The organism is Autumnicola edwardsiae (assembly GCF_031846505.1).
Classification (GTDB): domain Bacteria; phylum Bacteroidota; class Bacteroidia; order Flavobacteriales; family Flavobacteriaceae; genus Autumnicola; species Autumnicola edwardsiae.
Genome location: NZ_JAVRHP010000190.1, coordinates 1 through 2,644, shown reverse-complemented (window position 1 = coordinate 2,644; position 2,644 = coordinate 1). Strand labels below are relative to the sequence as shown.

Annotated in this window: 2 protein-coding genes; both read left to right on the top strand. The window is 42.4% G+C overall.

What is annotated here, in order from left to right:
- The coding region (gene carB, locus RM529_RS16795; RefSeq protein WP_311485903.1) for a carbamoyl-phosphate synthase large subunit at window positions 1-1,915 on the top strand (1,915 nt) is incomplete at its 5' end.
- 213 nt (window positions 1,916-2,128) lie between these two features.
- Window positions 2,129-2,521, top strand: coding sequence for a DUF423 domain-containing protein (locus tag RM529_RS16790; protein WP_311485901.1), 393 nt, complete (start codon window positions 2,129-2,131; stop codon window positions 2,519-2,521).
- Window positions 2,522-2,644 lie beyond the last annotated feature (123 nt).

Here is a 2,644-nt window from a genome sequence, read left to right as displayed (position 1 = left end):
TTCTAAAGCCACAGGATATCCAATAGCCAAGATCGCCACCAAGCTGGCAATTGGTTATAACTTAAACGAGTTGGAAAACCAGATTACTCAATCTACTTCAGCATTATTTGAGCCTTCAGTAGACTATGTGATTGTTAAAATACCACGATGGAATTTTGATAAATTTGAAGGTAGTGACCGCACGTTAGGACTTCAGATGAAATCTGTTGGAGAAGTGATGGCTATTGGCCGTTCTTTCCAGGAAGCCCTGCACAAAGCCACACAATCGCTGGAAATAAAGAGAAACGGACTTGGTGCCGACGGGAAGAGTTATACCAAATACGACGAAATTATAGACAAACTCACGCACCCAAGCTGGGACCGTGTATTTGTTATTTATGATGCTATCCAGGCAGGAATTCCACTTAGCAGGATCCATGAAATCACAAAAATCGATATGTGGTTCCTAAAGCAGTATGAAGAATTATATGCACTGGAAGTAGAGATATCAAAATATACGCTGGATACACTTCCTAGAGATCTTATTCTGGATGCCAAGCAAAAAGGATTTGCCGACAGGCAGATTGCTTATATGCTGAAGTGCCTGGAAAGCGAAGTTCACAGCAAACGTGAAGAACTGGGGATTAACCGCGTGTACAAGCTGGTTGATACGTGTGCAGCCGAATTTGAGGCGGCAACTCCTTATTACTATTCCACTTTTGAAGCCGATATCGAAACCCCCGATGGTAAAAAATATGTTGCCAACGACAGTATTTCTACAGATAAGAAGAAGATTGTGGTTCTTGGTTCAGGGCCAAACAGGATTGGCCAGGGAATAGAATTTGATTATAGCTGTGTTCACGGAGTTCTTGCCGCGGCAGAGTGCGGTTACGAAACCATCATGATTAACTGTAATCCTGAAACAGTTTCTACAGATTTTGATATCGCAGATAAACTTTATTTTGAACCGGTATTCTGGGAACATATTTACGACATCATTCGCCACGAAAAGCCTGAGGGTGTGATCGTACAGCTTGGTGGACAAACCGCTCTTAAGCTTGCTGAAAAACTCGACCGTTATGGTATAAAAATAATGGGAACCAGCTTTAAGGCACTGGATCTTGCAGAAGATAGGGGTAGTTTCTCCAAGTTATTACAGGATAACGACATTCCTTATCCCGAATTTGGAACTGCCGAGAATGCAGATGAAGCTCTTGCGCTTGCAGACGAGCTGGCCTTCCCAATATTGGTGCGTCCTTCTTACGTACTCGGTGGCCAGGGAATGAAAATCGTGATCAATAAAAAAGAACTGGAAGAAGTTGTAGTAGATTTACTTCAAAAAATTCCAAACAACAAACTCCTGCTGGACCACTACCTGGATGGGGCTATAGAGGCCGAAGCAGATGCAATTTGCGACGGTGAAGATGTTTACATTATTGGGATTATGGAGCATATAGAACCCTGCGGAATTCATTCCGGGGACTCCAATGCCCTGCTTCCCCCGTTCAACCTTGGCGATCTTGTAATGCAGCAAATTAAAGACCATACCAAAAAGATTGCACTCGCGCTTAACACGGTAGGCCTTATAAACATTCAGTTTGCGATTAAAGAAGATAAGGTTTACATCATCGAGGCCAACCCACGGGCATCCAGAACGGTACCTTTTATTGCAAAATCCTATGGCGAACCGTATGTGAATTACGCTACAAAGGTCATGTTGGGAGAGAAGAAGGTGAAAGATTTCAACTTTAATCCTAAGCTAGAAGGTTATGCCATCAAACAGCCGGTGTTCTCCTTCAATAAATTCCACAACGTCAACAAACAACTGGGGCCAGAAATGAAAAGTACCGGCGAAAGTATCCTGTTTATCGACAGTTTAAAAGACGATGCCTTTTACGAACTGTACTCCAGACGTAAAATGTATTTGACAAAATAAATTTTTAGAATCAATTATCTTAAGGCTGTCTATTTTTTAGGCAGCCTTTTCTTTTTGGGCGTTACCCTCCTAAAGTCGGGTCGGGCTTTCCGCTATTACGCTTCACCACGCTGCCGCGTGGTTGCAGGGTAACCGCTGCAATCCCTAACGCAAAAGCATCCTTTCACCCAAAAAGGCTGTGAGAAAAACCATCAAAATGTTTACCTTTAAATCATGAAAGAACTGGTTTTAATTATTGGCGGAATTTATGGCACACTCACCGTTGTCTTTGGAGCTTTTGGTGCACACGCTTTAAAGAAAAAGCTGAATAACGAACACCTAAAAAGCTTTGAGACCGGTGTGAAATATCAAATGTACCACGCCCTCATTTTGATCATTTCCGGGGTAATTTTCCCCTTTCTCACACTTTCACAGCAAATAATGGCCTGGTGCTTTATTATCGGAATTCTACTTTTCTCCTTCAGCATCTACGGACTAATTCTAAGCGATGCTGCAGGTCAAAAACTAAAATTTCTTGGCCCCATCACACCCCTCGGCGGACTTCTACTCATCATCGGGTGGATTCTGTTCACAATCAACAGCGCAAGTATCGCATTATATCTGTGAAAATTTGCTTTTTAGGGGAGAGTGAAAAGTGGAGAGTGAATAGTTCATTTTCGTTACTTCGTCCCTCTTACTTCTAACTTCACACCTCAAAACAGGTCGATAATTGTCATTTTAGAGGTGTCA